This is a genomic window from Polynucleobacter sp. KF022, assembly GCF_027924105.1.
Classification (GTDB): domain Bacteria; phylum Pseudomonadota; class Gammaproteobacteria; order Burkholderiales; family Burkholderiaceae; genus Polynucleobacter.
Window position 1 is genome coordinate 1,763,822 of record NZ_AP026972.1, and the last position, 26,684, is coordinate 1,790,505.

A 26,684-nucleotide genomic window follows, 5' to 3' on the forward strand; every position below is an offset into this window, starting at 1 on the left:
GAATTTGGGCCATTTATCGGGTTTTGAGCCCCTTTTGGGCATTTTTAGCCATACAACTTAAAATAGAGATCTGTATCTTTTCTGCAACTCTCAATAGAACTGCGAATCTCCATCATGCAAAAACCCGGTGAAATTCTCGAGCAAATCCAACGTATCGCCAGCGATATGCAAAACAAGGTTGGTGATGCAATCCGTAATTCTCCAGCTCAAGAGATTGAAAAGAATGTGCGCGCCATGATGAACCAGGGATTTCAGAAAATGGACTTGGTCACACGTGAGGAGTTTGAACTTCAGAGCAAGGTACTTGCTAAAACACGTGAAAAACTAGAGGCACTTGAAGCTAAAGTGGCGGCACTGGAAAAACAATCATAGCCAGCAGCTACCTCAAGTTAAATTAGTCAGGCTTTACTCGGGCAAAAAATCATTAAAGAAGTTTTCATATTCCTCTTTAGCAAAAAAAGTTTTTGCATTTTCTGAGCTTGCCTTTGCATGTAGCACTGAGATCTGATAGACCCAACTGTCTCCATTGGGTGCCACCCGATTAATCCAGCGTACGCGCATGAGCTGCTGTGTTTTGTCATTCGACTTCAAATCAAGAAAATAATCTTTAGTCGATAAACGTTGTCGGTCTAGGGTTTTATAAAAAGCATCTTCAATCACAACATTACCGCCAGACGACTTTGTCCTCTCAATTAAATTAGTCTGCAACTGGGAAAGCAACTTATTTAGTGATGATGCTTGATTGGCTGGCAACTGAATAGTGCTGACCGAATAAATATCATCGTCAATTTTTACGGCTTCGAGTGTTTGAGAAAGCTCCTGCTCCCCATAGGGAATCTTGCGCTCCAGTTTATCTGGCTTACCCGGAAATAAAGCGGTATATCTTTCTTGTGGCGACTGGACTGTACGCCAATCTAATTTGGGGCTACACCCAACCAGAAAAACTAAAGCCGCTAAAAAAATAACGGCTTTATAAACTTTTCTAAACAACCCCGGCTCCATGCGCCTGTTGATCTGCGTGATAGCTTGAGCGCACCATAGCCCCGACTGCCGCATGAGAGAAGCCCATTTCATAAGCCTTTTCTTCAAACATTTTGAAGACATCGGGATGTACATAACGCGTCACCGGCAAATGATGGCCTGAAGGAGCAAGATACTGGCCGATCGTGAGCATGTCGATATTGTGCTCACGCATATCACGCATAACTTCTAAAATTTCTTCATCCGTTTCACCAAGACCAACCATCAAACCACTTTTAGTGGGTACATGTGGAAAGCGCTCTTTGAAGTCTTTGAGGAGCTTTAATGAATGTAAGTAGTCAGCACCAGGTCTAGCTTGTTTATACAAACGAGGTACTGTCTCTAGGTTGTGATTCATTACATCAGGCAAACCACTCGGCGCATGATCAGCAAAAATATCTAAAGCCTTATCAAGGCGGCCACGAAAATCTGGCACCAATACTTCGATGCGGGTGTTGGGCGAAAGAGTACGTGATTGAGAAATGCAATCCACATAATGCATTGCACCCCCATCTCGTAGATCATCACGATCCACGCTAGTAATAACAACATAGTTCAACTTCAGGGCAGCAATAGTGCGCGCTAGATTGGCCGGCTCTTTTGTATCCAAAGGATCTGGTCTGCCGTGCCCTACATCGCAGAATGGGCAACGACGTGTACATTTGTCACCCATGATCATGAATGTTGCCGTGCCTTTACCGAAGCATTCACCAATATTTGGACAACTTGCCTCTTCACAAACTGTTACCAATTCGTTCTCGCGCAGAATCTTTTTAATTTCAGAAAAGCGTGAATTGTTGGAAGCAGCTTTAACTCTGATCCAATCTGGCTTTTTAAGAACCTGTTCTAGTGGAACAATCTTAATTGGAATGCGCGCAGTCTTCTCGCTTGATTTTTGCTTACGTGATGCGTCGTAATTAAGGTCTTGGCGACCCTCAAGAGGTGTGTTGGTGTCAGGCTTATTTATTGTCATGATGGCATCAGTTGCTTTTGTAAATGCTGCAAAAGCCTTTGGCTAATAGTGTCTATATTGTCCTTGATCCCAAGGGTTTGCATATCAACCGTCTTTAAACCCTCATAACCACAAGGGTGGATACGCTTGAAAGCTTCTAAATCTGTAGCCACATTCAGGGCAACGCCATGATAGGAGCAGCCTTTAGAGACTTTAAGGCCTAGGGCTGCAATCTTCGCGCCAATCCATTCTGGAGGCACTCCTGACTGCTGTGAGACGTAAATTCCTGGGGCACCTGGGTGTCTTTCGGCCTGAATGCCGAAATCGGCCAGGGCATCAATCACCGCTTGCTCTATTCGAGAGACCAGCTCCTTGACGAAAATTCCAAGGCGCCTGAGATCCAACAGAAGATAAACAACGATTTGACCTGGCCCGTGATAAGTAATCTCGCCTCCACGATCGACCTGCACCAAAGGAATTTGATTACTCGGCGAATGTAAATTTCCCGCATCGCCTGCTAGACCCAAAGTAAAAACCGGGGGATGCTCTAAGACCCAAATCTCATCAGGCGTATCACTGGTGCGCGCTTTAGTAAATGCTTGCATCGCTTCATACGTCGCTGCGTAATCCGCCAATCCAAGCTGTTTGACTAAAGCTAACATTAATTAATTAGAGAACCACGCTAACCAATGGATGGGTAGATAAAGTTCTATAAAGCTCATCCAACTGTTCACGACTAGTCGCAGTAATTGGCAAAGTAATGCCAAGGTAATTTCCGTCCTTAGATGGACGTTGTTCTACTTTGCTCTCATCAAATGTAGGATCAAGTTGCTTAGCAATATGAATGATCGCAGGGAGATATTCAGGGTTTGTTTTACCCATCACCTTGATTGGAAACATTGAGGGGTACTCAATTAAAGACTTTTCTTCAGCCATGCTTGACTCTCTATATCTAGTTCGATTTGTAATTATTTGCGATGATCTGGCATACCTAGCCAAGCACCGGTAATGATATTGCGAATGCAATGTAAACGGCGATGGAAAAAATGATCCGCACCAGGAACTACTTGCACTGTTAATTCTTGAGGGCGCGCCCAATCCAAAACATCAATCAAGGGAATGGTTTCATCCAATTCACCGTGAATCAAAATCGTATCGGTAGGAACTTGAGCCAGCGTCCATTTGCCAGCAGCACTACCCACCATGACAAGGCGTTCTGCTGGGCGCCCCAGGTCTGAAAGCCTTTGCACTAAATGACTGCCCACAAAGCTTCCGAATGAAAAACCCGATATAACCAACGGCAAAGTATTAGCATTGACCACCCAAGATTGATTTGCGGTTGCCTCAAATGCACCCCAACTAGAAGGTGTGCGCATCCAATCAGTCACGTGGAGTAGATCATCTAATTCACCAACACCATCATCATGAACGCCTTCAGTGCCGCCTACACCGCGAAAGTTTGGGCGCACACTGACATAACCCAATTGATTAAATGCACGCGCCATTGTTTGGGCGACCTTGTTATCCATTGTTCCGCCCATCAAAGGGTGTGGATGAGCAACGAGCGCTAAGCCGCGAATGGCAAAGTTAGGGTCATTCTTTAATTCATCAGGAAGATCAATAGACATCTCCATTGATCCAACAATACCTTCAATATGAATTACTTTTGTACGGCTATTCATAAAACACTTTCAATCATTTGAAATCTCTAAGTCAACTGCAAACGCTCCACTGGACGACCTGCAATCAAATGGGATTGGATAATCTCTTCAATATCATCAACATCAACGAAGGTATACCAAACACCTTGTGGATAAACGACCATGACAGGACCATCAGCACAGCGATCTAAACACCCAGCTTTATTGACGCGAATCTTTCCTGATCCTGCAAGACCGAGCTCTTTAACCCTTTTCTTTGCGTAATCAAATAATGCAAAGGCATTGTGCTGATCACAGCATGCTTCACCATTACTGCGTTGGTTTAAACAAAAGAATAGATGGTGTGAAAAGCTCATAGAAAAATTATATTCATCAATGTTTTGATTTAAATTCCTTAGCGCTACGAAGCATCCAAATCAGTGCCAGAGGTAACCATACTACTGAAACCCACTGCATGAGCTCATTAAAGTGCAATAAACGCCCCTGATACCAATGTCTTAGCGTCAGAATGAAATAGGGATTATCGGGTAAAACGTTAACCGCTATTGTTGTGCCAACTAAACAAATCAAGGCCAACCAAAATTTCTGCTCAGGCTCTAGCCTTAAGGTCCTCCTCAATAAGATGCTGCCCAGCACCATTCCCCAAATAGCCCCTGCAGTTAGCCAATTCAAACTCAATTCCGCCCCAAACTGAAGTGCTGTAAACAGGATCTTGATTGTGACTGTCAAACCTAAAAGCCCATTGAGGATGCGCCACTGAGGAGCTTTGGCACGCATACCTAGCGATAACAATAAAGCAACACCTAACCAACAGAGCGATGTAATCACCGCCTCTTGAATGACGTGATTAATCACTAAGGTACCCCAGTCTACTGATGCGAATATGGCATGCCCCCAAACTCCAGTGCCCAACCAAGAGCTTTGCGGATAAATTTGCGACCACGGAAATAACAAGAACAGGGCACAAGCCGCCCAATTTAAACCAAACCATTGGTCAAAGCGCCGACGAATTGCACTTCCAGAAAGCCATTGTGGGCCCAAGGGAATAGCCAATAAACCTCCCAAGAGACCGCCTAAGACATTAGCCCACCAATCCATCTGACTGGGTATGCGTGTAGGCAACCAAGATTGCAACGTTTCTACACCTAGGGCTAATGCAGCGCTCAAACCAAGAGCAACGCCCAGCGCCACAAAGTTACGCCATCGTGGATAGGCGGCGAACATCACCAAAAATCCCAAAGGGATATAAGCAAGAATATTGACCGCCACATCAAATAAAGTAATAAAACGCGGCAGGGGGGCATTTAACCAGGCGCCAGCGGATATTCCATTGTGGAAATCAAAATCAAAGGGATTCAGGCTGACATAGAGAATCAAGAGCGCATAGCTTAGGCTCATGGCTCTGGCCAATGGCATAGCCTGCAAAGGCCATACCAACTTCCGAGGTCGTTGATCTTTTTGATCCATCCCACAATTCTAGGTCAGACCTTTCTACAATGGCGGAATGACTGCAAATTGCATCCTTGAGCGTATTACCGAGACCAAATCAACCAATGACGATCTTTTGGTGCGCTGGCGCGCGGGTCAGTTAATTGACCCAATAGCACGCATTGCCCACAAACAAACAGCAGGCAAAGGAAGGGCCGGTCGATCATGGCTAGCCAATCCGGAAGATTCTCTTTGCTTCTCCTTAGCCTTTCCGTTTAAAAGAACTCCTGCAGAACTGAGTGGTTTGAGTTTGTTGGTTGGTCTAGCAGTCATATCTGGGATTGCACAAGCTTGCGACCTCAATGAATCAAAACTTCACGAATTAGGTCTTCGCCTAAAGTGGCCAAACGATTTGTTGCTCAATGGATGCAAACTCGCTGGCATTCTGATTGAAGGTGGTCAAGCAAAAGCAGGGGATGCTACTTGGATGATTATTGGCATTGGCATCAACTTACGCAATGCGGAGGCAATTGAAGCAAATCTAGGTAATGGATTGAAAGCAAGCTCAATTCAGCAGATTACAAACTCACCGCCTGATGTCGAATACCTTTGGCTGAAATTAATCGCCTCGCTTGAGCATCATCTCGCAGAATTTGATCAACATGGATTTAAGCCTTGCATGGGGTCCTGGATGAAATGGGATGCTTATCGAGATCATGCCGTTTGCATTTCTGGTGCGGGAAAAGATGCTGTTAATGGTATTGCTAAAGGCGTCGATGAATTTGGAGCATTACTATTGCAACAAGAAAACAAAACAATCGCCATTCACGCAGGTGATGTTTCATTGCGGATTCAATCATGAGCCTTTATTTATTCTTTGATGTTGGTAATACACGCCTCAAATGGGCTGCCGTGGAATCCAATCAAAACCCAAGTGCCCAACAAAAAAAGTTGTGGGCTTACTCAGGCTCTATTAGTAGCAAGTCTTTGCAGTCTGAAGAACATCGTGCTGAATTAGCAGACTATATTTCTAAGACACTTCCAAAACCAGATGCCATTGGTTTTAGCTGTGTTGCCGGCGAAGAGGCTATCTCCAATCTCAAATCTCTGTTTCCACAATGGAGTGATTTGAACTGGAAGCAATTACAAGGTGACAGTACCTACTCGGGTATGCGTAGCCTATACCAAGACCAGAGCAAGTTAGGAGCTGATCGCTGGGCGGCCCTCATCGGAGCTCGCGCCCTATCTACTCATAACACCTTAATCGTCAATGCTGGCACTGCTACTACGATTGACTTGCTTGGCTCTAATGGAGTTCATTACGGCGGGTGGATTCTGCCCGGTCTTGGACTGATGCAAGAAAGCCTGCAGAGCAAAACCGCGCAACTCCCTTTAGCAATTCGTGAAGAATCTCAGCAAGAATTTGGAATCACTACGAATGAAGCCATTATTGGCGGATGTGATGCAGCGCAAATTGGTGCTATTCACTACGCATTACTACAAGCTAAAAAATTAAATCATCCTGTCGAACGAATTTGGCTTGATGGTGGCAATGCAAAAGTTCTTCTTACTCAAATAAAAAAATCTGACTTGCAGAGTTGGCCGATTGAGCAAACTGAGGGCTTAGTACTTCGCGGCATTTGGGCGTGGTTACTCCAAAATCTTTAAGAACGGATTTTGCCTAAAAGACTGGTAGTAGAGCGTTCATATAAAAACGGTATAGCAACCGCTTTCCCGCCCCAACTTTTTACAAGATGGGTCTCCGCTAAAGTATCGATTTCATAATCTCCACCCTTGACATAAATATCGGGGCGAATTTTTTCAATTAAGTTGACAGGGGTTTGTTCGGTAAACAACACTGCCATGTCTACGCTCTCCAATGCAGCCAATAAGGCCTGGCGATCAGCCTCAGTATTAATGGGTCTGTCATCGCCTTTGCCCAGCATCTTTACAGAGGCATCTGAATTCACGCCCACTATCAAACTAGCACCTAAAGCACGTGCTTGGGCTAAATAACTAGCATGTCCGCGGTGCAAGATATCGAAGACGCCATTTGTAAAGACTAATGGCCTAGGAAGCTTTGCTAAGCGAGCCGCAAGTTCATCCGGCGGACATACTTTGGCTTCGAAAGAGGGTGGTGGCAACTTACTCATGGCTCAATATTAATGGCAATTTTGCAATGCCAGCGATATTGCTGAGAATGTCTTAGACTTGGCCTCTATCAAGCGAAATTTAAAGGCGCAATATGCACCGCAATTTAATGAATTGGCTCCTTCCCTTCTTATTTCTCCTGCCCGGAGTTCAGGTGGCCAATGCAGCAAACAGCTGTAGCCCACTACTTTCTCATACCTTCCCCCGCCTGCAGGACGAGACGCCACAAAATCTATGTCAATACCAAGGCAAAGTCATTCTGGTCGTAAATACTGCCAGCTTCTGCGGCTTTACGAGCCAATATGAGGGTCTTGAGAAGATTTATGCCAAATATAAAGACCAAGGATTTGTAGTGCTTGGCTTTCCATCTAACGACTTCGGACAACAAGAGCCTGGCAGCAACAAAGACATTGCTGACTTCTGCAAAAACACTTACGACGTAAAATTCCCGATGTTTTCTAAAAGTTCGATCTCAGGCAGTAACCCAAACCCGCTGTTTAAGATGTTAATTACAAAAACTGGTACAACACCCAAATGGAACTTTTATAAGTACCTAATAGATCGAAATGGCAATGTGGTTGATTCCTATGGAAGTATGACTAAACCTACCAGCAGTAGCATTACCAATCAAATTGAAAAGCTTTTAGGAGAGAAGGTCCAGTGAGTCAAAAACGGATTGCCATTATTGGCGCAGGCATCTCTGGATTGGGTTGTGCATACGCCTTAAGACAACACCCTGAATTTGAAATTACCTTATACGAAGCCGGTGGCCACATTGGCGGCCATAGCAACACAGTAGATTTCACTTGCAATCTCAATGGTAAAGAAATCACACATGGTGTCGATACTGGATTTTTAGTTTTCAATCGAAAAACTTATCCCCGTCTTGTGCGACTATTTGAGGAAATACAAGCGCCTGTAGCCCCCTCAGAAATGTCCTTCTCTGTTTCGATTGATGCCTCTTTAAAGTCAGGCTCCAGCAAAAAGATTGAGTGGGCAGGCAATGACATTAACTCATTTTTTGGTCAGCGCTCCAACCTTCTGTCCCCCTCTTTTTGGCATATGGCTTATGACATATTGCGCTTTAATCGTCTAGCAACCCAGCTAGCTCATGAGCAAATTGATGCCGGTCATCAATACAAAGAACCAGATGAAAAAATTGCTGATTTTTTAATGCGCCATCGCTTTAGTCAAAGCTTTAAAGAAAATTATTTTCTGCCGATGATCGGCGCAATTTGGTCATGCTCAGTTGAGCAAATGCTTGAATTTCCAATTCAAACTATGGTGCGCTTCTGCCATAACCATGGTCTTTTACAGATTCAAAATCGCCCTCAATGGTTAACCATCAAAGGCGGATCGCGCGAGTATGTAAAACGCATTGTTGCTGCGATAGAAAAGCATGGGGCAGTCATTAAACGTGATTGTGTTCTGCGAGTAAATACCAGTCATGATGGCGGTCAAGCAGAGGTTATTAGTCAAGCTGGGTCAAGCTATTTTGATGAAGTCATCATGGCTTGTCACAGCGATCAAGCGCTAGATTTAGTTCACGGCATTGATCAAGAGGCCAGAAATATTTTGGCGGCTATTCCTTATCAAAAAAATCGGGCCATTCTTCACACTGACACTCGCTTCTTGCCTGAGGCTAAGCGTTGTTGGGCTGCCTGGAATTACACTGCTAAGTCTGGCGACAAGCCAAATGCAAAACAGCATGTCAGCGTTAACTATTTAATTAATCGCTTGCAGCCACTTCCAGATCAACTGAAAAATACACAAATTATTGTTAGCTTAAATCCCTCTGAAGAGCCAGATCCAAAGCTAGTGCATCAGGAGATTCACTATTCGCATCCCGTCTTTGACATGAGTGCAATACAAGCGCAGAAAGAGCTGCCTTTGATTCAAGGCCTATCATCCATTTGGTATTGCGGCGCCTGGACTGGCTTTGGGTTTCATGAAGATGGCCTACGTTCCGGCGAACTAGTTGCAGAAGCCTTAATTGAAAGCGTTCGTCAGCCCATCAAAGCAAAACAAGATAGTTAATGGCGCAAACAAAGATTAACTTTGGAGTAGTCAAGCACCAGCGCATGCGGCCGGCTAAAAATGCTTTTGGGTATGGGGTATTTACCATCTCCGTTCCGATGCGTGCCCGCCAAGCAAACCCAAATTTACTAAATGATTACGGCTTAAGCGATAACCGCTGGGGAATTTGTGCCTTTTTTGACAAAGACCACGGCCTAGGCGAACCTAATAGTCTTGCCTGGATCGAGAAGATTCTTGCTGATAACCAAATACCTCATGTTGATGGAGAAATCTGGTTACAAACTTTTCCAAGGGTATTGGGCTACGTTTTTAATCCGGTGAGTTTCTGGATCTGCACTCGGGCGGATGGCCAAGTACAGGCAGTGTTAGCTGAGGTAAATAATACTTTTGGTGAGCGTCACTGCTATTTACTATTTAAAGATTCAGGTGAAGTACTGCACTCCGGCGAAACACTCACCAGCAAGAAAGTATTTCATGTATCGCCATTTTGCGAGGTACGAGGTGAATACCATTTTCGCTTTTTATTTCCGCAAGATAGCAGTAGCGGCAAAAACAGTGTCTATCGTATTGAGCTGCATGAGGACGGTCTACCCCTCATCAATACCAGTATTAGTGGCGCCAGCCGCCCTCTAAGCCGCGCTAATGTTTATCTGGCATTGCTTCGCTACCCCCTCATGAGTTTAGGTGTGATTTTCCGAATTCACTGGCAGGCATTGAAATTATGGATAAAAGGTGTACCCTTTCACTCAAAGCCTAAACCACCAGAACTAGAAGTCAGCAGATGAATCGCCCTGGACAATCACTTCTCTCGAGACTCAACTTTTCTCGCCCTCAAGAGCGAGCTTACTCTTCACATAAGCATCAACTCAGCGCTAAGACACTTTTAACGCTCTTAACTCAACTTAGTAGTGGTTACTTGAAGTTGACGCTTCCAGATGGAGAGAAGCGAGAGTTTGGAAATCATGGCGATCAGTTGCATGCCGAAATCCACATACTAGAGTGGTCTGTTTTTAAAGAAATCATGTCTCATGGAGATATCGGTTTTGCTGAGAGCTATATACAGGGTAAATGGAATACCCCAGATCTCAAAGCTCTACTTGAGCTGGCTATTCGTAACCGAACCATTTTAGAAAAAGCCATCTATGGCAACTGGTATGGATCAATCTTTTATCGCCTGAAACACTGGTTAAGAGATAACAGCAAAACCGGTAGCCGTAAAAATATTCATGCTCACTACGACCTAGGAAATGCTTTCTACACCCTGTGGCTCGACCCCACTATGAGCTACTCCAGCGCCTGGTTCTCAGAGGGAGATAAGCAAGAATTGGCCGATGCTCAACGTGCAAAAATTAGACGCATTCTGGAATCTCTTCAGACAAAACCAGGGGATCATGTTTTAGAAATTGGTTGCGGTTGGGGTGGAGTAATGGAAGAATCACTGCGTACCAATAGAGCAATTACCGGCCTCACTTTATCTACAGAACAAAAAGCTTTTGCTGAAAGCCGCCTTTTAGCAGTGCAGTCCCAAATGACAAATCCAGCTTCATTTGAAGTGCGATTGCAAGACTATCGCGATTGCCAAGAAAAATTTGACGGTATTGCCTCAGTTGAAATGTTTGAGGCGGTTGGTGAAAAACATTGGCCGGAGTATTTTGAAACGGTTGCCAAATGTTTAAAAGCTGGTGGCAAGGCCTGCATTCAAACCATTGTTATTGCCGAAGATCTATTTGAGCGCTATCGACGTAATACCGACTTTATTCAGCAATACGTTTTTCCTGGCGGTATGCTGCCATCGCGGGCAAGCTTTAAGGCTAGCGCTGCTAAGGCTGGGCTGAAAATCGAACAAGAGTTTGCCTTTGGTGCGGACTACGCAAAAACACTGTGTCTCTGGAGAGATGGTTTTAATCACAAACTTCAAGAAGTGCGCCAACTAGGATTTGACGAAGCATTTATTCGACTCTGGAACTTCTACTTAATGTATTGTGCAGCCGGCTTTACTGAGCGCAACATTGATGTAGTGCAATTCACACTCAGCCACCAACCATCGACAGCATCTTCCGATGCGCTGAGCGTATGAAGCAATCAGGCATTGAACAATTTGTAGGAAAAAGAGTTTGGGTCATTGGGGCCTCGAGTGGTATTGGGGAAGCTTGCGTGAAAGCCTTGCTGGCCCAAGGCGCCAAGGTAGCGCTTTCTAGCCGTAGGGTTGAGCGCCTCAATCAAATTGCCCTTAATAGCGATACAAATCAAACTCTCGTTATTCCACTGGATGTTACTCGTAACGAACAGTTAAAAGAGGGATATAAGACCATACTCAATGCATGGGGCGGCATTGATCTTTTGCTTTTTGTTTCTGGCGTATATACGCCTCTCAGAGCGGATAACTTTGATATTCAAATAGCCGAGAAAACAATTGATGCTAATCTTTTGGGGCCTATGAGGGCGGTTGCATTAGTAACCCCCGAGATGCTTAAAGCCCATTCTGGACACATCGCCATCGTTGGCAGTGTGGCAGGCTATAGTGGCCTACCAAAAGCCTTGGCCTATGGCCCTAGTAAAGCCGCCATCATCAATTTTTGTGAGAATTTATATTACGATCTACTGCCAACAGGAGTCAGTGTCCATATGATCTCGCCAGGATTCGTTGCCACTGAGGCAACAGCCCAGAATGACTTTGAGATGCCGGCACTCATTAGCGCTGAAGAAGCGGCCCAAGAAATTTTGGCAGGTATTCAGAAGGGGGAATTTGATATTCATTTCCCTAAGCGATTCTCGAGATTTTTAAAGTTCCTCAGAATCTTGCCTTATCCCATCTACTTTTGGATTGTGCGCCGCTTCGTCAAAATTTAAGCAGCGCCAGAGCAATACTTTAAAGCTATTGCTTGTACTTATCCTTGCGGATTTTGTCCTCTAAAAAATCCATTACTGCAATTGCCTTAGCTTTAGTGCCAGCAATAGAGGGCGATGTCACATATTTGCCCTGCATCACAATAGTAGGCACGCCATCAATTCGATAAGCTTCAGCCATTTGTTTTGCCGCACGAGCTTTCGAAATGACAGCAAAAGAACGATAAGTCGCCAAGAAAGTATTGCGATCTATTCCTTGTGAAGCAACCCAATCAGCAATCTCCGACTCCGTTAAAAGACGTTTATTTTCTTTATGCATGGCATACATGACTTTTTCATTGAGAGCGTCACCTTTGCCCATTGCTTCAAGGGCATAAAACAATTGGCTATGTGGCATGAAATCATCACGAAAAGCTACGGGAACCCTTTTAAAAGCGACGTCTTTAGGCTGGCGCTTAACCCAGCTGCTGAGCTCAGGCTCAAAGTCATAGCAATGCGGGCAACCGTACCAAAAGAACTCAATAACTTCAACCTTCCCTTTAGTCTCTACCGGCTGCGCAATCGGCAATATGCGGTAATCAAAACCCTCTTCAATTTTTTGACTTTGAGCGCTAGCAATGCCACTTAAAGCAAGAAATACAAATAATGTAATTACTCTTTTGCTCAATGAAATCATGATTTACTGGATTTAATTAATGTTGGTTTGATGCCGATACTGCTCAATTTATCCCGAACTGGATTACTCTCTTCAACACTGTTATAAGGACCCACGCGAACACGCCATAAAGTATTGCCATCAGCCGTAACCTCACTTAACTGCGCTTGGATACCTTGAATAGCTAAAGTGGCTTTTTGCGCATCTGCATCTGCGCGCTTATTAAAGGCGCCGACTTGCAAGAAATAAATAGCGTCAGATTTAGTTGCAGTAGAAGGTGCGTCAGTAGACTTTTTGCCACCAACCAAGTCACCAATTGGATCGGCTGATGCAGGCGCAGGTGATTTACCTTGAAGCGGCTTATTTAAATCCACTGGTTCTGCAGGGGCGGCTGTTTCACCTTCAGCGGGTGCGGCAGAAGGTTTGATTGTTAATGGAAGACTGGGAGCGCGCATTCCAGGTCTTTCTTGGGGGGTATTCTTGGAAAGATAAAAAGCGATAACGAACGCGATTCCGAGACCAACACCTAAACCCAAGATAAAGCCAAGAATAGTGCCACCATATTGGGTGTTTTTACTATCCACGCGGTGCTGTACAAAGCCAGTTTTCTGATTCGGTGTTTTCATCATTTCCTCATCTTACATCTACACCCCATACCTCGCCATTACATCTTTGCTGGCGCGGATACCCCGAGTACTTTTAGGCCATTTTGCAATACTTGACGCGTTGCCGAGAGCAATGCAAGACGCGCTAACTTTAAATTTTGGTCGTCAACCAATACCCGATCGGCGTTGTAGAAGGTATGGAAATCGCCCGCTAAATCCCGTAAGTAAAAAGCCAAAGCATGAGGGGCCAACTCTTCTGCAGCTGTTGTCAGCATTTCTGGATATTCCGCTAAACGACGCAGCAAATGATCAGACGCCTTACTTTGCAAGAGGGATAAATCCGCTCCAGCTAAGTCTACCGTTTTTCCACCCCATTGCTGCAAGATTGAGCTGATTCGCGCATGTGCGTACTGCACATAGAAAACAGGGTTCTCGTCATTCTGCTGCAAGGCTAAATCAATATCAAAAACAAATTCCGTATCTGCTTTACGCGAGATTAAGAAAAAGCGCACAGCATCACGACCACGCTGCAATGCTAATTCCCGCTCTTCAGGAGTCATCTCTGAAGTAACACCACCAGACCATTCCACTAAATCTCGGACGGTGACATATGAACCGGCACGCTTAGAAATTTTGACCTCTTCGCCGTGACGCATCACCGTGACCATCTTATGCAATACGTAATCGGGATAAGTTTTAGGGATATCCCAGCCACGTTTCTGCGCTACACCCTGCAAGCCTGAGCGAACACGGGCAATTGTTCCATGATGATCGCTACCTTGCACGTTAATCACCTTCTGAAAGCCACGATTCCACTTGCTTGTGTGATATGCAACGTCTGGCACAAAATAAGTAAAGCTACCGTCGGACTTACGCATCACACGATCTTTATCATCGCCATCATCCGTAGTCTTTAACCACAATGCGCCTTCAGATTCATAGGTCTTACCTATGTTTTGTAAATCGCCAACGATTTGAGCCACACTACCGTCGGTATACAAAGAGGATTCGAGGTAATAGCAATCGAATTTGACACCGAAGGTTTTTAAATCAATATCTTGTTCATTGCGAAGATATGCAACCGCAAATTGACGAATTGCCTCAATATCATCTTTAAATTCGGGTGAGGCTTTAAATGCTGCGGCAATCTCTGCAATATATTCGCCGTTATAGGCTTGTTCAGGCCAGTTCGCGTCGCCAGGTTTTAAGCCCTTCAGGCGAGCCTGGACTGATAAGGCTAAATTTGCAATTTGTACGCCAGCGTCGTTGTAATAAAACTCGCGGTGTACTTTGATACCTTGGGTCGCCAATAAATTGGCAAGAGCATCACCTAGTGCAGCCTGCCTGCCATGACCCACATGCAGGGGGCCCGTTGGATTGGCTGAGACAAACTCAATCATGGCGCTTGAGGCCGATCCACTGCTTAATGGGGATTCACCAAAATGCGCGCCCGAGGAAAGTATCTCCTGCACTACGGCAGTTTTAGCGGCATTACTTAAACGGAAATTGATAAATCCAGGACCAGCGATCTCGCAAGAGGCAATGAGCTGATTAAAGCCCGCCTGCTGCTGGAGGCGCTCAACCAAAGCTTGCGCAAGCTCACGTGGATTCAGTTTCCAGGCTTTCGAAAGCTGGAGAGCGATATTACAGGCAACATCGCCATGATCAACAGCCTTGGGACGCTCCAAACGAGGTGCTGGGGCAGCCTCTAGGCCGCGCTCGTGAGCCAAGCCTGCCAGGGCAGCACTCAGCATTTCAATTAAGCGATTTTTATTAGTAGACAACATAGATAAGTGAGTTTATCAGGTGGTAAGCTATCGAAATGATCTATCAATTTCGCTCAAAGGCTGGTCCAGACGTCATCATGCTGGCGGATCTGACCAAACGAATTTTTGATATCTTGGAACGCCCCTTGGAGTCTCGTGGGATCCTAACGGTTGAACAACTTCCAGAACTGATCACCGCGCTAGAAACTGCCATACTCAAAGATCTTGAAGAACGGGCCAAAGTGAATGAAGATTCTGAGCATGGCGCAGAGAAACCTAAGCTGGCTGATCGCCTTGGGCAACGTGCCTACCCATTTCTAGAGCTCATGAAGCAGGCTAGAGCCAAAGACGAACCCGTTATGTGGGGCGTTTAATCGAGTAAGCTTGCCAGCTGGCGCCGGGTATCTTCAACGCTCTGACCACGGCGTTTTGCCAAATCCTCAACCTGATCATCAGACAGCTTGCCTACATTAAAGTAGCGCGCATCTGGATGAGCGAGATAGAACCCACTCACACTAGAAGCAGGGTTCATTGCCATAGACTCGGTCAGAGTCATACCAATATCTTCAGAACCGATGACTCGCAGTAAATCTTGTTTAACTTCATGTGCAGGACAGGCTGGATAGCCAGGAGCTGGGCGGATGCCGCGATACTCTTCATTGATCATTTGATCATTTGTCAAAAGCTCATCGGTTGCATAGCCCCATAAATCGGTACGCACACGATGATGCATCAACTCAGCAAAAGCTTCTGCCAATCGATCCGCTAAAGCTTTCAACATAATTGCGCTGTAGTCATCATGCTTTGCCTGAAACTCAGCAACTTTCTTTTCAACGCCATGACCAGTTGTCACAGCAAAGCAACCAAGATAGTCAGCAACGCCAGAGTCTTTTGGGGCAACGTAGTCTGCTAAACAACGATTCGGTCTGCGCACACCATCTACCACCGGACGCTCAGATTGTTGGCGCAAGTTATGCCACACAAATAAAGGATGTTGGCGTGATTCATCGCTATACAAAACAATATCGTCACCAATCGTATTGGCAGGATAAAAAGCGACTACGGCATCGGCTTGAAGCCATTGACCTTTAATCAGCTTATCAAGCAAGGCTTGGGCATCGGCATATACCTTGCGCGCCTCAACCCCCACAACCTCGTCATCCAGAATCGCTGGAAACTTGCCCGCCAGATCCCATGTTTGAAAGAATGGCGTCCAATCGATATATTTAGCAATATCGCTTAATGCAAAGTTTTTAAATACACGGCGGCCAATAAACTTTGGTTTTTCAGGAACATAAGAGGCCCAGTCCAACATTTCGCGATTCTTGCGAGCTGCAGCCAAGGAAATTGTTGGCGCAGCTTTCTTATTGGCATGTTGCTCACGAATACGGACATAGTCATCATGCAAATCTTGAATAAATTTCTTAGCGCTTTCATCGGATAGCAGACTTGAAGCAACCGATACTGAACGAGACGCATCAGGCACATAGACCACTGGGCCATCATAGTGTGGCGCAATTTTCACCGCAGTATGTACGCGAGAAGTAGTAGCCCCACCAATCATGAGTGGGATTTGGCGCTCACGGAAATAGTCATCACGCTGCATCTCCTGAGCGACGTAAGTCATCTCTTCGAGCGATGGCGTGATCAAACCAGATAAACCAACGATATCTGCATTCTCTTCCTTGGCACGCTTCAAAATTTCTGCACAAGGAACCATCACGCCCATATTAGCAACTTCAAAGTTATTACATTGCAGAACAACGGTCACAATATTTTTACCAATATCGTGTACGTCGCCCTTCACGGTAGCCATCACAATCTTGCCTTTTGCCTTAGCTTCACCACCTGCGGCAATATGTTGACGCTTTTCTTCTTCGATATATGGAATCAAGATCGCAACGGCCTGCTTCATAACACGGGCACTCTTAACCACTTGTGGCAAGAACATCTTGCCTGCACCAAATAAGTCACCAACGACGTTCATACCATCCATGAGCGGACCTTCAATGACTTCAATTGGTCTGCCGCCTGCACCCATAATTTCAGCGCGCAGTTCTTCTGTATCTTCTTCAATAAAAGTGGTGATGCCATGCACCAGAGCATGCGTTAGGCGCTCACGAACTGGACCTTCTCGCCACACCAAATTTTCAACTTGCTTAGCACCACCACCTTTAAATTGATCGGCAATATCTAACAAACGTTCTGTTGGAGTTTTGCCGTCTTTTTCTTTAAAGCGATTAAGAACAACGTCCTCTACGCGCTCGCGTAATTCAGGGTCTAGGTCAGCATAAACACCCAACTGACCGGCATTAACGATACCCATATCCATGCCAGCCTGAATGGCGTGATACAGAAACACGGTATGAATCGCTTCACGCACACGATCATTGCCACGGAAGGAGAAGCTCACATTAGAAACACCGCCGCTTACCTTGGCGCCAGGTAAATTTTCTTTAATCCAACGCGTGGCATTAATAAAGTCCACTGCATAGTTGTCATGCTCTTCAATGCCAGTAGCAATTGCAAAAATATTGGGGTCAAAAATGATGTCTTCAGCAGGAAAACCGATTTCATTGACCAAGATCTCATAGCAGCGCTGACAAATTTCAGTCTTGCGCTTAAATGTATCGGCCTGACCTACTTCATCGAAAGCCATCACCACAGAAGCGGCGCCATAACGACGAATCAAACGTGCTTGCTTTCTAAACGGCTCTTCGCCTTCTTTCAAAGAAATTGAATTGACGATTGGTTTGCCTTGAATGCACTTCAAGCCCGCCTCAATCACGCTCCACTTGGAGGAATCAATCATGATTGGTACGCGGGCAATGTCAGGCTCAGAGGCAATTAAATTTAAGAAGCGAGTCATGGCCGCTTCTGAGTCAAGCATCGCCTCATCCATATTGATGTCGATCACTTGTGCACCGTTCTCAACCTGCTGACGCGCTACCGCAAGCGCCTCATCAAATTGATTATTCAAAATCATGCGCGCAAATGCTTTAGAACCTGTAACGTTAGTGCGCTCACCAATATTTACAAAACCAACGTCGGTCGTAACATTGAAAGGTTCAAGGCCAGAAAGCTTCATTGCTGGCATGACTTTTTTCTCAATCTTGCTCATACTGCCGCCTCTGCATTCTCTTTATAGAAAGCACGTGGCTTACGTTTCGCAACCGCATTTGCAATCGCACGAATATGATCAGGCGTAGTACCGCAGCAGCCGCCAACTAAATTGACTAAACCATCTTTTGCAAAACCATCAACCAGACTTGAGGTGATTTCAGGTGTTTCATCAAAGCCGGTGTCACTCATTGGGTTAGGCAGGCCAGCATTGGGGTAGCAAGATACTGCGGCATCACAAATACGTGCCAACTCTGCAATGTAAGGACGCATCAGCGCAGCACCGAGCGCACAGTTCAAACCAAACGTCAGTGGCTTAATGTGACGCAAGCTGTTCCAAAATGCTTCAACGGTTTGCCCTGACAAAATACGACCAGACGCATCAGTTACCGTTCCGGAAATCATGACTGGTAAACGCTCGCCAGTTTCTTCAAAAAATTCATCAAGCGCAAAGAGTGCAGCCTTAGCATTGAGCGTATCGAAAATGGTTTCGACTAAAAATAAATCCACGCCACCAGCAAACAATCCTTCAATCTGTTCACGGTACGAAGCACGCAAAGCATCAAAGGTCACATTGCGTGCGCCTGGATCATTCACATCAGGTGAAATGCTTGCTGTCTTGGGTGTAGGCCCAATCGCGCCCGCAGCAAAACGTGGCTTATCTGGCGTGCTGTACTTTTCACAAGCTGCGCGAGCCAATCTGGCAGAGACTTCGTTCATCTCACGTGCTAAGCCGGCCATCTTGTAATCTTCTTGCGCAACTGAGGTGGCACCAAAAGTATTGGTTTCAATAATGTCTGCACCCGCATCCAAGTACTGCTCATGGATCTTGCTAATGATTTGAGGTTGAGTCAGTACGAGTAACTCGTTATTGCCTTTTATGTCGCCGGGATGATCGGCAAAGCGGCTGTTGCCTGGCAAGCCACGGTAGTCAACTTCAGTTAATTTATATTGCTGAATCATGGTGCCCATAGCGCCATCCAAAATCAGAATGCGCTGCTTTAAAAGCTCGGGAAGCTTTTGACCGCGGGTATAAGGCTGGGACAAACCATTAGATTGCATTGTTAAACCGGGATTAATCTCTAGAATCCCTTATTCTATTGGAAAAGCGACTTTTCATTTACCCCGGAGCCCCTATGTTTGGAACCATTCCTGAATTTAATCAAAGCCTAGATATGTTTAAGACGATGTGGGGACAAGGTGCGGCTGCTCAGGCTGGACAGTTTCCATTTACAACCGACGCATCCAAGGCTGCTGGCGGCTTTGGGGCCGCCTTTCCAGGCCTAGATGTAGATGAGCTAGAAAAACGCATTAAAGACCTTAAAAGCGTTGAAAACTGGCTCAATTTGAATCTCAACATCCTCAAGTCGACCATCCAAGGCTTAGAAGTTCAGCACGCCACCATGATGGCCCTCAAATCCTTTGGCGATGCCGTCTCTGCAGCAGGAGCAGCAGCTACAGCCCCAAAGGAAGAATCCGAGACTAAAACGACAAGTGCTAAACCGCGGAAAACCGCAACACGCCGTCGTCGCAAAGCTGGCGACGCAACTTACCTCGACGAAGTAGGTAATTCAGATGAGCAATAGCCTCACCCATCGCAAAAGTAAGTTGATGAATATCTAATTCTCGCTTAAACAAGACCGGCACAATCTCTCGAGCATGTGCCGGTTTTTTACATGCAGCTAAGGCATCAGCTAAGCGATCATCATGATGCGCTTTTAGTTGCGCAATACGCGGTCTGATACCTGTAAATGGCTTTCCGTGAGAAGGCAATACCAAAGCATCTTCTGGCAATGCTAAATATTTTTCAATAGAGTCTAAATATAGGCCCAGGGGGTCTGCATCTGGATCAGCGTCGTAAACACTGACGTTCGTAGAAATGCGAGGTAACAGCATATCTCCAGAGATCAGTACACCTAGCTTTTTACAAAATAGAGAAGCATGTTCAGGCGCATGTCCATAACCCATCATGACTTGCCAAGCATGTCCGCCAATTGAAATACTCTCACCATCAATAATGCGACGATATTGACGTGGCACTCCAGGAACCATATTGCTGTAGTAATTGGATCGTGCTCTAATTTTTTCTAAATCTTCTGGTGCCGTTAATCCATGCCTTTGAAAATGATCTGCAGAACCTCCGCTGCCGGCACGCGCACCCACTGCAGCACCACCCTCTTTGCAGCTTAACCATTGAGCAGTTAAATAATCAGTCATGGAGATCCATAAAGGCACATTCCATTTCTCACATAGCCATTGCGATAAGCCCACATGATCTGGGTGCATATGTGTCACTATGACGCGCAAGACTGGCAAGCCCTCAAGCTGAGTAGCAAAGACCTGCTCCCATGAAGCTTTTGTCTCATCATTGGCAATACCGCAATCCACAATCGTCCAACCTGAAACACCGTCGATTTCATCACGCAGCAACCATAGATTGATATGGTCCAAAGCAAACGGTAGGCGCATCCGAATCCAACGAACACCTGGTGCAACCTCAATACTGCTGCCCACTTCCGGAAGAGCCTCTCCTAATGGATAATGGATCTCAGCTTCAGCACTTGCTTTGTTTTGAGTAATCATGATTTAACGTAATTTCTTTTATCTCTAGGTTTGCTTTGACAACAGTTCCATCGCCTTGCATTAATTGGTGTGACATTAACCCTGAAAATGGTTACTGTCGTGGCTGCTATCGTACCCTTACTGAGATTGCTGATTGGTCTGATATGTCCAATCCCGAGAAGCTTGAGGTTTGGGCACAATTATCTATTCGCAAACCCCAAGCACCACAGTAAAAATAATCTTCAGCACTCTCTTTATTTGTTGACGTCGACAATTAGACGTCCACGCACATTCCCCGCCATTAATTCCTGCGCATATTTAATGGACTCTTCTAGAGAAATTTCATGGGAGATTTCGTCTAAAGTTTTTAGATCAACCAGCTTGCTGAGTTGCTCATAAGCAGCGATCCGTTTTGCACGTGGCACAGTTACGCTATTAATGCCATACAAAGTAACTCCACGCAAAATAAATGGTGCAACAGTAGATGGAAAATCCATTCCTTGCGCCAGTCCACAAGCCGCTACCGCACCATCACTCTTGGTCTGTGCGCAAGCATTGGACAAGGTATGACTGCCTACGCTATCGACTACTGCAGCCCAACGCTCTTTAGCCAATGGCTTACCAGGAACAGATAGACCGGCACGATCAATTACCTCGGCTGCACCCAACTTTTTCAGATAGCCTGCTTCTGCCATACGCCCAGTGCTAGCCACAACAGTGAAGCCCAGTTTGCTTAAGAGCGTTATTGCAAAGCTGCCTACGCCTCCTGCAGCACCTGTAACCAAAACCTCACCATCGCTTGGTTTGAGCCCATGCTTTTGTAGCGCCATGACACAAAGCATCGCGGTATAGCCTGCAGTGCCAATAGCCAATGCTTGTTTAGCGGTAAATCCTTTTGGCAATGGAATCAACCATTCGGCCTTGACGCGGGCCTGTTGCCCCAAACCACCCCAATGCCCTTCGCCCACCCCCCAGCCGTTGAGCAGCACCATATCGCCAGGCCTGAAGTCAGAACTAGTGCTCTCAATCACCTCACCTGCAAAATCGATGCCCGGCACCATTGGAAAGCTTCGTACCACTGGACCCTTACCGGTGATGGCTAAGCCATCCTTATAGTTGAGCGTGGAGTACAGCACCTTTACGCGAACATCACCCTCTGGGAGACTAGCCTCATCTACCTGAGCCAATTCTGCGCGATAACCTTGATCGTCTTTATTTACCAATATTGCTTTAAACATGTCTCATCCTTTTAGAGCGAGGTATTTCCCCGCAGCAATTGCTTAATAGGTTTATCCTAACGAGCATTGCTGATTATGGAGGTTTCCATGAAAAAAATTCTACTATTAACTACGATTTCTGGCTTATTGCTATCCGGGTGCTCTTCCACCCAAATCAATATGTCAATGGGTAACATGCGCCTCATTAGTTCAAGTGCAGCGCCACAGGATGTTATGGATTTCGCAACTAAGACCTGTAGAAATGATTTTTATGAGGGTGCCAGCTTCTTATCTAAAGCAGGCAAAGAATATCGATTTAAGTGTGTAAAAGCTGAAGAAAATGAAATCTTGATTCCTATTCCCGGCACAACCATTGCAGATTCTGCAAAAACTGAAGTTAAGTAAGCAAAGCTAATGACCCCATTTACCTCACAAGAGCTGCGCAAAGGTTTTTCATCATTTGCAACCGGGGTCACTGTCATTACCTGCCTGGATGAAGAAAATAATTCTCATGGCATCACGATTAGCTCGTTTAATACAGTCTCATTAGAGCCTCCACTGATTCTCTGGAGTCTTAAGAAACATTCACGCCTTATGCCCTGGGTTGAGCTTGGGAAAAAGCATCTCATTCATGTGCTAGAACGTTCGCAAGAAAATCTAGCCATGCATTTTGCTACAGTGAAAGTGGATCAATTTAATGGCATTGACCATAAGCTTGCAGCCAGCGGACTTACTCAAATTGAGCATTGTGTGGCGTATTACGAATGTGAAACTGTTTGCGTTCATATTGGCGGCGATCACAACATCATCGTTGCCAAAGTCATTAACTTAAAAAATCATCCAGAACGCGAGCCTCTCATTTTTGCGCGCAGTAAATTTGTTGGTCTCGATTTCACAGAAATTAAATCTAGTTAACACCAACTACCTTCGCAAGGAAATACCATGATACGTTTATGGGGTCGCAAAAGTTCTATCAACGTTCAAAAAGTATTGTGGTGTCTTGCTGAGCTAGGCCTTAAGGAAGGTAAGGATTTTGAGCGTATTGATGCTGGTCTGCACTTTGGCGTTAATAACACCCCGGAGTTTTTAAAACTCAATCCAAATAGCTTAGTACCAACGCTCGAAGATGGCGACGTTGTACTCTGGGAGTCCAATACCATCATGCGTTACTTGGCACGTCAACATGACAAAGCTGGACGCTTAACTGCAGATATCAAAACCCAATATGAATCCGAGAAATGGATGGATTGGCAATTGGGCACGATGTGGCCAGCACTACGTATTGCATTTTTGGGGCTAACCAGAACACCAGAAGCTGAACGTAATCACCAAGCGATCTTGAAGGGCTATCAAGAAACTAATCGACTACTTGGCATGCTTGATCAAACGCTAGCCAAACAAAATTACTGCTCAGGCAATCAATTTCAGATCGGCGATATCGTTCTCGCCCTCTGTGTCAGCCGCTGGATTCTGCTAAACAAAACCTTCCCACAGCAAACTGGAGAGCGTGCAGATCTCAAGAATATTGACGTATGGCTAAAACGCCTCGAAGAAGAAACTTGCCTTAACGATATTGCCGAGAAAGAACTCAATATCGTTAAGTAGTTTTTCTGATTTGTATTTTTACTGTTGCTTAAACTTTTTAGCGTGGTGATCAGCACCAATAAATAGGTACATTGCTGGCACTACAAATAGCGTAAATAGCGTACCAATAGATAGTCCGGTAAAGATCACAATGCCCATAGACTGTCTGCCCGCAGCGCCAGCCCCAGAAGCAATAACCAAAGGTAATACACCTAAGACCATCGCAGCAGTTGTCATCAAAATAGGGCGCAAACGAACACTACTGGCCTCTACGATAGCATCTAGTTTGCTGCGTCCAGCTTCTTGCAACTCATTAGCAAACTCTACGATCAAAATACCGTGCTTACTAATTAATCCCATCAATGTGACAAGGCCAACCTGGGTGTACACATTGAGAGTCGTAAATCCTAAGTTAATAAAGATTAAGGCGCCGAATAAAGCCAATGGCACAGAAACTAAGATCACAATCGGATCACGGAAGCTCTCAAACTGAGCTGCAAGCACTAAGAACACAATCAAGATCGCAAAAAACATGGTGACTAAGAAGCCGCCAGACTCTGCCATAAACTGACGTGATGGGCCGGCGTAGTCCATGCTGTAACCATTAGGAGCAACTTCTTTTAAGGTCTGACGCATGAACTCTAATAAATCCGCCTGTGAGATAAATGGCGTACTTACACCCGAGATCGTGGCTGAATTCAATTGCTGAAAGTGATTAATTGACTGAGGCACCACTCTTTGCTTAATGGTTGCAATAGTACGCGCCTGAACCATGGCGCCACTTGGAGTGCGGATGTAGTAATCCAAGATTTGATCTGGGTTTAAACGATCGACTTGTTTCACTTGTGGAATCACTCGATAAGAGCGTCCTGCTACTGAGAAATAATTCACAAAGCCGCCGCCTAAAGCTGCGGAAAGTGACGCGCCCACTTGCTGTTGAGTCATTCCAAGAGCAGCCACTTTTTCACGATCGATTTCTAAAACGTCTTGAGGCTTATCAATCTTGAGATCGGAATCTACGAAGAAGAAATTGCCGCTACGGCGCGCTTTATCAAGCACCGCCTGTGACACCTCATTTAAGGCCGAATAAGATTCAGTGGTATTGATCACCACCTGTACTGGCAAGCCTTGTGCGCCCGGTAGCGCAGGGAATTGGAAGGCTGCAACACGGGCGCCTGCAATGGTATTCCACTTCTGCTGCATATCTTCCTGGAACTTTGTAGCATTGCGATTACGCTCGCCCCAGTCTTTGAGCAAAATACCGCCAAAGCTAGAAGTTGGACTAGTGATCTGAAACGCTTGTTCATATTCTGGTTCTGCAGCCGCAATTGCATAGATTTGGTCGGCGTAAGTCTGCATTTGATTAACCGTACTATTAGGCGGTCCTGATGCTTGCATCAATACAATGCCCTGGTCTTCCGTTGGCGCCAATTCAGCGCGAGCAGTTGCATATAAATATCCAACTCCGCCTAGCAAGATTACGCCCATCACAATAATGACTTGCCACGTGCTTAATAATTCACGCAAAGTACTTTGGTAGCTGTGATGCACCTTATCAAAGATACGATCAATTTTTTGGACAAATGATGAGGCCTCTTGTTCTTCGGTAAAGATACGCGAGCACATCATTGGTGAGAGTGTTAACGCAATCAACCCGGAAACTGCCACAGCACTAGCCAAAGTAAACGCAAATTCAGTAAACAATGCGCCGGTTAAGCCGCCTTGGAAACCAATTGGGATATATACCGCAATCAGCACGACTGTCATCGCCAAAATAGGGCCGCCTAATTCACGCGCAGCGATTAATGAAGCCTCTAAAGGCGACTTACCTTCCTTCATGTGACGGTCAACGTTTTCAACCACGATGATGGCGTCATCCACCACCAAGCCAATTGCTAGCACTAAGGCCAAGAGGGTGAGTAAGTTAATGGAATAACCTAAAACCTGCATCAAGAAAAATGTGCCAATGAGAGATAAAGGCATCGCAATGACTGGAACCGCAACAGCACGAGCGCTACCCAAAAAGAGGTAGATCACTACAGTCACAATGACCAAAGCCTCTAACAACGTAGAAACTACTTCGTCAATGGAGCTGGTAATAAATTTGGTGGAGTCATACACAATCTTGCCAGTCATCCCGATTGGTAATTGCTTTTGAATATCCGGCACCACATCCCGTACACGCTGCGCTACGTCTAATAAATTAGCTTGTGGTGCAACCTTTATCGCGATAAATACCGAGCTTTTGCCACTGAAGGCAACGTTCGTGTTGTAGTCCTCGGAACCTAATGTGACGTTAGCTACCTGATCAAGGTAAACAATATTTACCCCATCTTTTTTTACAACTAACTTACGAAACTCTTCTAACGTATGTAAATCGGTTCCAGCAACCAAATCGACCGACACCATATCGCCCTTGGTGCTTCCCACGGCTGAAAGATAATTATTTGCCGATAAAGCGCTATAGACATCATCTGCACCAACGCCCAAACCAGCCATCTTTTCACGATCAAGCCAAGCGCGTAAAGCGAACTTGCGACCGCCTGTAATTTCTGCATTCTGCACGCCTTCAACAGAGTCTAGCTTTGGCTTAACTACACGCAATAAGTAATCAGTAATTGCGTTGTTGGGGATTTCATCGCTATAGAAACCCATATACATCGCAGCAGTTGATTGACCAACTTGTACCGTCAAAATCGGCTGCTGAGCTTGAGGTGGCAGCTGATTCTTAACTGCACTAATTTGAGTTTGTATCTGAGTTAATGCCGCGTTTGAGTCGTAATTTAACTTCAATGTTGCAATAATGGTTGAGACACCACTCACGCTGGCAGAAGAAAGGTAATCAATGCCCTGCGCCTGAGCTATAGAAGCCTCTAGGGGTTGCGTAATAAAGCCCGCAATGGTTTCTGGATCTGCACCATAGTAGGCTGTTGTAATGGTCACAATCGCATTTTGTGTTTGCGGATACTGATTTACTGGTAAGGATCCAATTGCCTTTAAACCAAAGATCAGTACCAGGGCGCTCACTACCATGGAGAGCACTGGCCTACGGATGAATATATCGGTCCAATTCATCTGC

Annotated in this window: 29 protein-coding genes and 1 pseudogene; 14 read left to right on the top strand and 16 right to left on the bottom strand. The window is 45.5% G+C overall.

Annotated elements, in window-relative coordinates; all coding sequences use genetic code 11:
* The first annotated feature begins 114 nt into the window (after window positions 1–114).
* Window positions 115–372, top strand: coding sequence for an accessory factor UbiK family protein (locus PKF022_RS09090; protein ID WP_281776679.1), 258 nt, complete (start codon window positions 115–117; stop codon window positions 370–372).
* Window positions 373–405: 33 nt separating this feature from the next.
* Here PKF022_RS09090 and PKF022_RS09095 read toward each other — a convergent pair whose 3' ends face one another.
* The 7 genes and pseudogenes from PKF022_RS09095 to PKF022_RS09125 form a co-directional block, all read right to left on the bottom strand.
* Window positions 406–1,074 carry a hypothetical protein gene (locus tag PKF022_RS09095; RefSeq protein WP_281776680.1) on the bottom strand — a complete coding sequence of 223 codons (669 nt, stop codon included), beginning with the start codon at window positions 1,072–1,074 and terminating at the stop codon, window positions 406–408.
* Window positions 983–1,936 (bottom strand): annotated as a pseudogene (gene lipA, locus PKF022_RS09100) (lipoyl synthase); the annotation flags it as partial. The gene PKF022_RS09095 and the pseudogene lipA, both read right to left, overlap by 92 nt.
* Before the next feature lie 53 nt (window positions 1,937–1,989).
* Complete coding sequence (gene lipB / locus PKF022_RS09105; RefSeq protein WP_281776681.1) at window positions 1,990–2,634, bottom strand: lipoyl(octanoyl) transferase LipB; 645 nt, start codon at window positions 2,632–2,634, stop codon at window positions 1,990–1,992.
* Window positions 2,635–2,641: 7 nt separating this feature from the next.
* Window positions 2,642–2,908: a DUF493 family protein gene (locus tag PKF022_RS09110; protein WP_281776682.1), complete on the bottom strand. Its 267-nt coding sequence runs from the start codon at window positions 2,906–2,908 to the stop codon at window positions 2,642–2,644.
* Between the two features lie 32 nt (window positions 2,909–2,940).
* Entirely contained in the window at window positions 2,941–3,654 is a 714-nt protein-coding gene (locus tag PKF022_RS09115) for an alpha/beta hydrolase (RefSeq protein WP_216230970.1), read from the bottom strand.
* Window positions 3,655–3,680: 26 nt separating this feature from the next.
* On the bottom strand, window positions 3,681–3,989 hold the full coding sequence (locus PKF022_RS09120) for a ferredoxin (RefSeq protein ID WP_281776683.1): 309 nt from the start codon (window positions 3,987–3,989) through the stop codon (window positions 3,681–3,683).
* Window positions 3,990–4,005: 16 nt separating this feature from the next.
* Window positions 4,006–5,100 carry a VanZ family protein gene (locus PKF022_RS09125; protein ID WP_281776684.1) on the bottom strand — a complete coding sequence of 365 codons (1,095 nt, stop codon included), beginning with the start codon at window positions 5,098–5,100 and terminating at the stop codon, window positions 4,006–4,008.
* 37 nt (window positions 5,101–5,137) lie between these two features.
* Here PKF022_RS09125 and PKF022_RS09130 point away from each other — a divergent pair, with 37 nt between their 5' ends.
* Together PKF022_RS09130 and PKF022_RS09135 are read left to right on the top strand one after the other, a co-directional pair.
* A complete protein-coding gene (locus PKF022_RS09130) occupies window positions 5,138–5,923 on the top strand; it encodes a biotin--[acetyl-CoA-carboxylase] ligase (protein WP_281776685.1) in 786 nt (261 codons plus the stop codon).
* The gene (locus tag PKF022_RS09135; protein ID WP_281776686.1) at window positions 5,920–6,729 is read left to right on the top strand and encodes a type III pantothenate kinase; all 810 of its coding nucleotides are present in this window, start codon (window positions 5,920–5,922) and stop codon (window positions 6,727–6,729) included. The genes PKF022_RS09130 and PKF022_RS09135 overlap by 4 nt, the downstream gene beginning before the upstream one ends.
* Here the strand turns inward: PKF022_RS09135 and rfaE2 are convergent.
* A complete protein-coding gene (rfaE2, locus tag PKF022_RS09140) occupies window positions 6,726–7,214 on the bottom strand; it encodes a D-glycero-beta-D-manno-heptose 1-phosphate adenylyltransferase (RefSeq protein WP_216230975.1) in 489 nt (162 codons plus the stop codon). The genes PKF022_RS09135 and rfaE2 overlap by 4 nt on opposite strands.
* 92 nt (window positions 7,215–7,306) lie before the next feature.
* Between rfaE2 and PKF022_RS09145 the strand changes: the two genes are divergently transcribed.
* Genes PKF022_RS09145 through PKF022_RS09165 form a run of 5 tightly spaced genes read left to right on the top strand, consistent with a single transcriptional unit; the run spans window position 7,307 to window position 12,099 of the window.
* A complete protein-coding gene (locus PKF022_RS09145; RefSeq protein WP_281776687.1) occupies window positions 7,307–7,876 on the top strand; it encodes a glutathione peroxidase in 570 nt (189 codons plus the stop codon).
* The gene (locus PKF022_RS09150; RefSeq protein ID WP_281776688.1) at window positions 7,873–9,249 is read left to right on the top strand and encodes an FAD-dependent oxidoreductase; all 1,377 of its coding nucleotides are present in this window, start codon (window positions 7,873–7,875) and stop codon (window positions 9,247–9,249) included. Before PKF022_RS09145 ends, PKF022_RS09150 begins: the two co-directional genes overlap by 4 nt.
* Window positions 9,249–10,034, top strand: a complete 786-nt coding sequence (locus tag PKF022_RS09155; protein ID WP_281776689.1) for a DUF1365 domain-containing protein — start codon at window positions 9,249–9,251, stop codon at window positions 10,032–10,034. The genes PKF022_RS09150 and PKF022_RS09155 overlap by 1 nt, the downstream gene beginning before the upstream one ends.
* On the top strand, window positions 10,031–11,326 hold the full coding sequence (locus PKF022_RS09160) for a cyclopropane-fatty-acyl-phospholipid synthase family protein (protein WP_281776690.1): 1,296 nt from the start codon (window positions 10,031–10,033) through the stop codon (window positions 11,324–11,326). The genes PKF022_RS09155 and PKF022_RS09160 overlap by 4 nt, the downstream gene beginning before the upstream one ends.
* Window positions 11,323–12,099, top strand: a complete 777-nt coding sequence (locus tag PKF022_RS09165) for an SDR family NAD(P)-dependent oxidoreductase (RefSeq protein WP_281776691.1) — start codon at window positions 11,323–11,325, stop codon at window positions 12,097–12,099. The genes PKF022_RS09160 and PKF022_RS09165 overlap by 4 nt, the downstream gene beginning before the upstream one ends.
* 25 nt (window positions 12,100–12,124) lie before the next feature.
* On the opposite strand, the gene PKF022_RS09170 is transcribed toward PKF022_RS09165, so the two are convergent.
* The 3 genes from PKF022_RS09170 to argS are packed head-to-tail and all read right to left on the bottom strand — an operon-like array spanning window position 12,125 to window position 15,110.
* Window positions 12,125–12,772: a thiol:disulfide interchange protein DsbA/DsbL gene (locus PKF022_RS09170; RefSeq protein ID WP_216230981.1), complete on the bottom strand. Its 648-nt coding sequence runs from the start codon at window positions 12,770–12,772 to the stop codon at window positions 12,125–12,127.
* Window positions 12,769–13,380, bottom strand: a complete 612-nt coding sequence (locus tag PKF022_RS09175; RefSeq protein ID WP_281776692.1) for an SPOR domain-containing protein — start codon at window positions 13,378–13,380, stop codon at window positions 12,769–12,771. Before PKF022_RS09175 ends, PKF022_RS09170 begins: the two co-directional genes overlap by 4 nt.
* Window positions 13,381–13,415: 35 nt before the next feature.
* Entirely contained in the window at window positions 13,416–15,110 is a 1,695-nt protein-coding gene (gene argS, locus PKF022_RS09180; protein WP_281777495.1) for an arginine--tRNA ligase, read from the bottom strand.
* Window positions 15,111–15,178: 68 nt separating this feature from the next.
* Here argS and PKF022_RS09185 point away from each other — a divergent pair, with 68 nt between their 5' ends.
* Window positions 15,179–15,496, top strand: coding sequence for a DUF1840 domain-containing protein (locus tag PKF022_RS09185; protein WP_216230984.1), 318 nt, complete (start codon window positions 15,179–15,181; stop codon window positions 15,494–15,496).
* Here the strand turns inward: PKF022_RS09185 and metH are convergent.
* Window positions 15,493–18,243, bottom strand: coding sequence for a methionine synthase (gene metH / locus PKF022_RS09190; protein WP_281776693.1), 2,751 nt, complete (start codon window positions 18,241–18,243; stop codon window positions 15,493–15,495). The two genes, PKF022_RS09185 and metH, sit on opposite strands and share 4 nt — an antisense overlap.
* Entirely contained in the window at window positions 18,240–19,304 is a 1,065-nt protein-coding gene (locus PKF022_RS09195) for a homocysteine S-methyltransferase family protein (protein WP_281776694.1), read from the bottom strand. The genes metH and PKF022_RS09195 overlap by 4 nt, the downstream gene beginning before the upstream one ends.
* A 74-nt stretch (window positions 19,305–19,378) precedes the next feature.
* Here PKF022_RS09195 and PKF022_RS09200 point away from each other — a divergent pair, with 74 nt between their 5' ends.
* Window positions 19,379–19,828, top strand: coding sequence for a PhaM family polyhydroxyalkanoate granule multifunctional regulatory protein (locus PKF022_RS09200; protein WP_216230987.1), 450 nt, complete (start codon window positions 19,379–19,381; stop codon window positions 19,826–19,828).
* Here the strand turns inward: PKF022_RS09200 and PKF022_RS09205 are convergent.
* Entirely contained in the window at window positions 19,740–20,825 is a 1,086-nt protein-coding gene (locus PKF022_RS09205; RefSeq protein WP_281776695.1) for an MBL fold metallo-hydrolase, read from the bottom strand. The two genes, PKF022_RS09200 and PKF022_RS09205, sit on opposite strands and share 89 nt — an antisense overlap.
* 35 nt (window positions 20,826–20,860) lie before the next feature.
* On the opposite strand from PKF022_RS09205, the gene PKF022_RS09210 reads away from it, so the two are divergent.
* Window positions 20,861–21,037, top strand: a complete 177-nt coding sequence (locus tag PKF022_RS09210) for a DUF1289 domain-containing protein (protein WP_216230989.1) — start codon at window positions 20,861–20,863, stop codon at window positions 21,035–21,037.
* A 21-nt stretch (window positions 21,038–21,058) separates the two neighbouring features.
* Here PKF022_RS09210 and PKF022_RS09215 read toward each other — a convergent pair whose 3' ends face one another.
* Window positions 21,059–22,042 carry an MDR family oxidoreductase gene (locus tag PKF022_RS09215; RefSeq protein ID WP_281776696.1) on the bottom strand — a complete coding sequence of 328 codons (984 nt, stop codon included), beginning with the start codon at window positions 22,040–22,042 and terminating at the stop codon, window positions 21,059–21,061.
* An 87-nt stretch (window positions 22,043–22,129) separates the two neighbouring features.
* Between PKF022_RS09215 and PKF022_RS09220 the strand changes: the two genes are divergently transcribed.
* From PKF022_RS09220 to PKF022_RS09230, 3 genes are read left to right on the top strand one after another with little or no spacing between them, the layout of a single operon-like run.
* On the top strand, window positions 22,130–22,426 hold the full coding sequence (locus tag PKF022_RS09220; protein WP_216230991.1) for a hypothetical protein: 297 nt from the start codon (window positions 22,130–22,132) through the stop codon (window positions 22,424–22,426).
* A 9-nt stretch (window positions 22,427–22,435) separates the two neighbouring features.
* Window positions 22,436–22,936 carry a flavin reductase family protein gene (locus PKF022_RS09225; RefSeq protein ID WP_281776697.1) on the top strand — a complete coding sequence of 167 codons (501 nt, stop codon included), beginning with the start codon at window positions 22,436–22,438 and terminating at the stop codon, window positions 22,934–22,936.
* Window positions 22,937–22,963: 27 nt separating this feature from the next.
* Window positions 22,964–23,626, top strand: a complete 663-nt coding sequence (locus PKF022_RS09230; RefSeq protein ID WP_281776698.1) for a glutathione S-transferase N-terminal domain-containing protein — start codon at window positions 22,964–22,966, stop codon at window positions 23,624–23,626.
* An 18-nt stretch (window positions 23,627–23,644) separates the two neighbouring features.
* On the opposite strand, the gene PKF022_RS09235 is transcribed toward PKF022_RS09230, so the two are convergent.
* Window positions 23,645–26,680, bottom strand: coding sequence for an efflux RND transporter permease subunit (locus tag PKF022_RS09235; RefSeq protein WP_216230994.1), 3,036 nt, complete (start codon window positions 26,678–26,680; stop codon window positions 23,645–23,647).
* Window positions 26,681–26,684 lie beyond the last annotated feature (4 nt).